6 protein-coding genes and 2 pseudogenes are annotated in these 6,280 nt (G+C 39.0%); all 8 read right to left on the bottom strand.

Going from position 1 to position 6,280, the window contains the following annotated elements; genetic code table 11:
- Positions 1–519, bottom strand: a pseudogene (locus EQY_RS0111785) (hypothetical protein); the annotation flags it as partial.
- Complete coding sequence (locus EQY_RS0111780; RefSeq protein ID WP_024212546.1) at positions 516–1,334, bottom strand: glycosyltransferase family 2 protein; 819 nt, start codon at positions 1,332–1,334, stop codon at positions 516–518. The pseudogene EQY_RS0111785 and the gene EQY_RS0111780, both read right to left, overlap by 4 nt.
- Before the next feature lie 5 nt (positions 1,335–1,339).
- Entirely contained in the window at positions 1,340–1,696 is a 357-nt protein-coding gene (locus EQY_RS0111775) for a DMT family transporter (RefSeq protein WP_000871577.1), read from the bottom strand.
- Positions 1,697–1,710: 14 nt separating this feature from the next.
- On the bottom strand, positions 1,711–2,526 hold the full coding sequence (locus EQY_RS0111770; protein WP_024212545.1) for a sugar phosphate isomerase/epimerase family protein: 816 nt from the start codon (positions 2,524–2,526) through the stop codon (positions 1,711–1,713).
- A 1-nt stretch (position 2,527) separates the two neighbouring features.
- On the bottom strand, positions 2,528–3,295 hold the full coding sequence (locus EQY_RS0111765; protein WP_000339329.1) for an NAD-dependent epimerase/dehydratase family protein: 768 nt from the start codon (positions 3,293–3,295) through the stop codon (positions 2,528–2,530).
- Entirely contained in the window at positions 3,283–4,320 is a 1,038-nt protein-coding gene (locus EQY_RS0111760; RefSeq protein WP_000834379.1) for a glycosyltransferase family protein, read from the bottom strand. Before EQY_RS0111760 ends, EQY_RS0111765 begins: the two co-directional genes overlap by 13 nt.
- A 5-nt stretch (positions 4,321–4,325) precedes the next feature.
- A complete protein-coding gene (locus tag EQY_RS0111755) occupies positions 4,326–5,441 on the bottom strand; it encodes an FAD-dependent oxidoreductase (RefSeq protein ID WP_000534968.1) in 1,116 nt (371 codons plus the stop codon).
- Between the two features lie 275 nt (positions 5,442–5,716).
- Positions 5,717–5,878, bottom strand: a pseudogene (locus tag EQY_RS0111750) (Arm DNA-binding domain-containing protein); the annotation flags it as partial.
- Between the last annotated feature and the right edge of the window lie 402 nt (positions 5,879–6,280).

The following is a 6,280-nucleotide window of genomic DNA, read 5'->3' as shown; positions in this document are numbered from 1 at the left end:
GTCGATAATTATTTTAGACAATTTTTTATTGACGTACTCTCTCTGTATAATAAGAGCACTCGCTATAGCTGGCATATAAAAACCAATTTGTAGCAAATGACCGATATTTTCATATTGAGAATGACCTAAAGGCAACAAGAGAGTTGTGAAATATACTAAAATAGCAAATAATGGATTGGATATTTTAATAATCAAATGGAAAGCCATAACGGCCATTAGGCTATAAAAAAGATATGATACTACAGCTATAGATTGCGGAAGAAGTAATAATGGACTCCCGCTTATAATACTGCTGATTGATGTTGATACAAACAAAAAGAAAATATTAAAGAATACAAAATAATCTTCTCTGGCATTAATGAAGGTTTCTAGCCAACCATGACTCAACGCATTAGCAACCCAGACACCATCTTCCGCATAAATCCAGGGGGTGATTATCGGAGTCGTATAACGCATAGCCAAAATTATCATGCCAAAAATTGTTAAAATAATATAACTGCTGATATTTATATTTCTCATTTCCCTTTTTCCTGATTATAAAATCCCAAACACGCTTTAAATAAGACAATCAGTACGGAAAAGTTTCCCTTTATTCCATTTATTTTTGTAGGTACTTCACCTTTAGGATAACGACGAATGGTTGGAATTTCTAAGCAACGATAACCAAGTTGTGGGACTCGGTATGAAAGATATGCCAGTAGTTCATAAGATGAGAAAATATCACGGAACGGTGCAACACGCTCGTCAAGCAGCATTTTTCTACTATACCCCCTAAATCCTTGAGTAGTATCTGTCCATTTAAATCCTGAAAAGAAACTAATCATAGGCGCGTGGATAAAACGTATTGCAATATCTCGGGTGAGAGGGGTATTTTCTGCTACACCTCCAACAAGGAAACGAGATGCCTGGACGAAATGCACCCCATCTTTTAGAGCTGTGATAAATTGTGGAATAGCCACAGGATCATCTTTGTCATTTCCATCAATAGTCACAATGCCTTCATAACCTTGCTCAAGAGCAAAAGCATAGGCACATCTTAGCTGTGCGCTTAGCTTACCTGGTGCTTTTTTAAGTATTAAACCGCGAACGCCTTTTTCCTGTAGGATATTGGGATTCAGAGAACCATCGGTGCTGCCACCATCAATAATAATTATATCCGCATAAGTTGATACATTTATGGCAGCCATTCTTGCTAATAGGTTATGTATACGATTGCCTTCGTTAATTACGGGGATAACGACACAATAATTGTGTTTTTTACCAAGCCACATTTGGTTTTCATAGGCAGGGACTTGCCATTTGGCGCGAAGTGTTTGAGATATAGATTCAGTCATAATGTTTACTTAACTTTAAGGGTAATAAGGGCGACACCACTCATCACCAACAGAATTCCAGTAACGGTAGACCAGTAAACTGGTTCTCGGAAAATAACGACAGAGAATAATGCGACACAGGCAATTGCACCAGAGGTCAGTATTGGGTGTGCTACATTCAAAGGTAAAAATGCCAGTGTAACAGCATATAACAAAAAGGCAATTCCATATAGAAATATTCCTAACCATAATGGCCAATTTGCAAGCGCAGCAAGAGGTTCAGCCAGACTTGGGAGCCTTCTGGGAGGGGTTATTGCTAATTTTATAAGAACACTGGCCGAGGCATTAGAAAATATGCCAAGAATCAAAATGAGCCACTTCATGCTATTCCCTCTTTCTACTGACGATAATGAGAAATTGCGAAATCAAGAGCATCCTCAATAGAGGAAAGCGAATGTTTATTTTGGGGGGCGAGCATTTCAATTGTTGCAATTGAGTTCGGTAATGCGTGATAGAGAGCATTAGCAATATGTGTATGATTCGCACCGCTATAGCCTAAAGGAGCCAGATCTGGTTCACTGAGATGAATGTGACCTATAATGTCAGCGTTTTGCTGAAGGATATCATTAATATTTTCTTTGTTAATTATGATGGCACCAGTATCCAGCTGCATTTTAATTGCTGGGTGATTTACTTGCCGAACAACAAAAGCAGTTTCAGCACTGTTAATCATAAAATTTGCCCCGTAACAGGCTGGGTTTGGTTCAAGGCAAAAATAAACGCCTTCTTGCTGCGCAATATCACCAAGATGATTAAAGAAATTTATTGCAATTTCAAGAGTGATACTATCAGATAATCCTTTTCGGTCGCGGTTTTTAGGTGATCCAAACACTAATGCTGGAATTCCTAAACCGGCAGCAATACGACTGATAGCCTGTAAGTGAACCAACATTCTTTTTTGTACTTCGTTGGTTGAAAAAAGATTTAACCCTTGGGTTCCAAATAATAGTGATTGCATACCAACTAATGAAATTCCATTATCATGCCAGTAATTACGAACGGCAAATATTTCGTGTTCACTTGCGTCTAACGGATTGGAGAAGTATTTTCCAGGGACAATATCTATTGCATCAATCTGTCTGGAATGTAGTAGGTGACAGATAGAATCATCATTAGTTATATTCCAGGCTATACCTGAGAGTGAAAGTCTCATTTTAATTACTGCCTATTTCAGATTGTGCATAAGCGCGTATTGCCATCAATGATTCACGACGGTTATACTGATAGTCATGGTCGTTAGTAAATAGGTGACTATGGCAACTTTTCATATCGTAATATCCAGGTTTATCCTGAATGTGATTGCAAAACTCGAAGCCAAAGCTATGTTGTGCTATATCAGCAACGCTTATTGGTGCCGCAGTCAAATGTATCAGCGATAATTTATGTTGTAGCGCAATGTTAATGTCATACCACAAGTTGATCATCGGGTAAAATTGAAAAACACTACGACTTTCAATTTGTAAAATATTATTTTTATGCAAAAAATCATAGATAATGTTTTTTTTGAGACCTGGCCCAACGAGGCCTGGTAATCGTACAATTAGATTGTCAGAGAATTGTTTGCTCACAAATTGCTCTAAATAATATCTGTGTGCACCGTAAGCATGTAATCCTTCTGTTTCGATTGATGTAGTCTCATCAACATTAACTGGATCTTTAAAAACATCCACAGTACTTATCAAAATAAATTTTTGACAAGATATGGTTTTTAATTTTTCAATTAGGTTATTGATTTTTTTTATGTCGTCGGCTGGGTCTTTATTTGCAAGCCACTTTTGTGCAGGGGCACCGGCACAAACTACAGTATCAAATGTTTTTCCAACAATTTCGTCAACATTGGTTGAGCGATATAGTGCATCGAAACGACGTTGTCTTAATAAAGTTGTACCGACAAAACCTGAATATCCAATTAATGCGTCCATTCTTCCCCCATAGTCTGTGGCGCTAAACCATCACGACCAGTTTGTACATAATTAGACTCTGGTGACAGAGAAGTGTGCATAACATTAAACCTATCGGTATTAACCATAACTTCGCTTGTTCGTTCATAAACCACTGCATACTCTGCCTGTGAGTTGCTTTCATCCAGCAGGCGTCCCAAATACTCCCCAAAAAAAGCCATCATGACGAACTGAATTATAAATAATGAAGTTACAACTAATATAGTCGTTGTCCAGCCCTCAACAATAAGCCCACTGAATAGATGGATCAACACGCTATAACACGCAAATAGAAAACCAGCAAGACTTCCGCCAAAACCGAGAATAGACATCCAACGTAGTGGCTTCGTGGAGTTAAATATTACCAAGTGCATCAATCGATGCAAGGATTTTACTACCCCAGCGCCCTCTGATTGTTTTAGCGGTTTGTAGATGAGGGCTTCGGCTGGGTAGCCGGTTTTGTGAATACGAAGATAGAATTGGTGGTGAAATCTACCGATTCGAGTAACGGCATTTACAGCGCGACGGCTTAAACAACGTAGACTCGTAGAGTTAGAAGGAATCTCATAATCTATGGTGCGCAATGCAACATTCATGAGTCGACGAAGTATCCGATAACGTAGTGAACGAACGCTATTCGAGACGCCAATTACGACATCGGCACCTTCACGACATTTGTTAACACTTTTAGGTACGACTTCTACCGGATCGGCCAGTGGATTCCATAAAACAACAAAATCACCAATAGCATTTTCTAATCCAGCCGCCAACGCAACATCATGAAATACGGGGGTGGATAGCTGGATAATTCGTACACAAGGAATATCTTTCAATACACGATCTTCTACCTGTGCACTAGTACTGTCTAAACCCGGAGCTATAACGACTAATTCGTAATCACTGTATAGCGTATCCAGAAGTGAAGCTAGTTTAGATAAAGGAACATAGATGTCATTCAAGTGGCCTGGAATGACAATAACGACTGATACAAAAGATTCACTTTTCATTTTTATCAACTCAACTCGATCACGCGTTCTATTTCATGTAGAGCATCATAAATATTGTCAATTTTCCCACCCATCACACAGTGAAGCCCCTTCAATATATAATTCGGGCGAAATAGAATCGGGCGAGAATCATCGCTATCACTTCGTGGAAGGATTGTTTTTACTTCCCAGATTGAACTTTGATATTGACATTCACTTAAACAAGGGATATATCGTTTGGCATCTCTTATCATATGCCCCCAGGCCGAATGCCGCTCATTCAGTTCATACTTTCTATATGCATCTTCATAAGGTTTGTTTGGCCTGTCATTCCATTGGTAATGGGGAGTGTATCGAACATGACTGAAGGAATGTAGTTGAGCTGGTGGGAATGGCATAACAGAAAAAAATGGGCCGCACATTAGTGTTAACCCCATTTTTTTTAGCTCATCAGGAACAGTTACAAGGCACATTTCCGTCATTTCATGACGAAGGGGAATTAATGTAAGCTCAGAACCATTCAAGAGGTAATTAATTCTTGAATAAGTACAATTGAAAAGATGGTCAACATAGCTAGTATCTGGTTGTCCAGAGATTGTTGTAATTACCTCTAACCCATCACCAGATTTGCTTACTCTTTCAACAACTGCATCCGTCACAATAGTAACTTTTGCCGCGGAAAGCCGTTGTAGCATTGTATTACGTAGCTTATGGGAATCAAATGCATACTCGCGGGTAGTAAATACCGCATCAATAAGAGCAGGATTAATCAAACGTTTCACTGACGGAGGCGCATCTTCACATTCTGCACCTATACGTTGACAAAACCGGCTAAATTGTGCACCTGTTATTTTACTCAGCGCACCTGCAACAAGGTAATATTTAGCAAAATCATCTTCAATGCAGTCGCGAAATTCTGTAACAAAACGGGGGAAAGAGATACGAGAGCGTAACGCTGTCAAAATGCTGCGTGGATAATGATAGCCATTGTGTACTCGAGCCTGATTAACATAGGAGGCACGGGACATGAGTTCTTGACTTTTCTCATAAACTGTAACCTTACAACCCTTCAATGCAAGTTGTTCTGCCAGATACAAACCAAAAAAACCGCCTCCTGCGATTGCAATATTTTTACTCCCCATAATCGTAATCTCCGAATAATACGTTAAAACTAGAAGTATTATTATTAATAAGTATTAATATTGATAAGTATTAATGTGGTAAAGTTAGGCGTGTAAAAACTTAACCGAAATTATATTTTTAGATTGTCCTTAATATTGGGATAATACTTAATTCGTGAGATGAATGAAAGTCTATTGTGAATTTTTAGTGGATTATTGAATTTGTTCAGCTGAACACTGGTGATTGTAGTGGTCAACAAAAACTGGCCATGATTTTAGATTTTTTCTGGTATCTATTTCCCGACAGTCAGGATTTTCTCCTTGCCGTCAATCTTGTAGCGAATCTGCCATACCTTTTTCCCGGATACAGGGACATAAATGTACAGGCCATTACCATCGAGAAGGCGGTATGGTTTTTCTTTCGGCTTTGCTGCTTCAATCTGCTTAACGGTGAGCATGGGTAAAAATCCGGTGGGTAAAATTATTTTATCCACTTTTACCCGTCATGGAGTGCGGCTGTTAACAATCTTACGCGAACCATGACGAACTGTGGATGCACGGGAAGCTTGATATTCAAGGGGATTTTGCGGACTGGTACGGATGGGAGCGAACTGATAAATGGTGTCCCTGCAGGAATCATCTTTATAATTATCTCTTTGATTCTTTATTGTTTTATGCGTCTCTTGTTTTATTTGTACCCGTTTTTGTACCCGTTTAGGCATGATGACTGAGTAATATGCCAGTTTCTGAGAATGCTTTTGCGTGCCCCAGCGCGTTGCTATGATTCAGCCAGGTCGCAACGTCGACAACCAATCAACAGGATTAAACAAAGATGAGCAATAAAACTATTTTCACAGGCA

The sequence above is a fragment of the Escherichia sp. TW14182 genome (genome assembly GCF_000208525.1).
In the GTDB taxonomy this organism is placed as follows: domain Bacteria; phylum Pseudomonadota; class Gammaproteobacteria; order Enterobacterales; family Enterobacteriaceae; genus Escherichia; species Escherichia ruysiae.
This window is presented reverse-complemented; position numbering and strand designations above follow the sequence as displayed.

What these genes read in the sequence shown, in the direction of transcription:
- EQY_RS0111780 (WP_024212546.1), bottom strand. Translation starts at nt 1,334, where the DNA reads ATGACTGAATCTATATCTCAAACACTTCGCGCCAAATGGCAAGTCCCT.
- EQY_RS0111775 (WP_000871577.1), bottom strand. Translation starts at nt 1,696, where the DNA reads ATGAAGTGGCTCATTTTGATTCTTGGCATATTTTCTAATGCCTCGGCC.
- EQY_RS0111770 (WP_024212545.1), bottom strand. Translation starts at nt 2,526, where the DNA reads ATGAGACTTTCACTCTCAGGTATAGCCTGGAATATAACTAATGATGAT.
- EQY_RS0111765 (WP_000339329.1), bottom strand. Translation starts at nt 3,295, where the DNA reads ATGGACGCATTAATTGGATATTCAGGTTTTGTCGGTACAACTTTATTA.
- EQY_RS0111760 (WP_000834379.1), bottom strand. Translation starts at nt 4,320, where the DNA reads ATGAAAAGTGAATCTTTTGTATCAGTCGTTATTGTCATTCCAGGCCAC.
- EQY_RS0111755 (WP_000534968.1), bottom strand. Translation starts at nt 5,441, where the DNA reads ATGGGGAGTAAAAATATTGCAATCGCAGGAGGCGGTTTTTTTGGTTTG.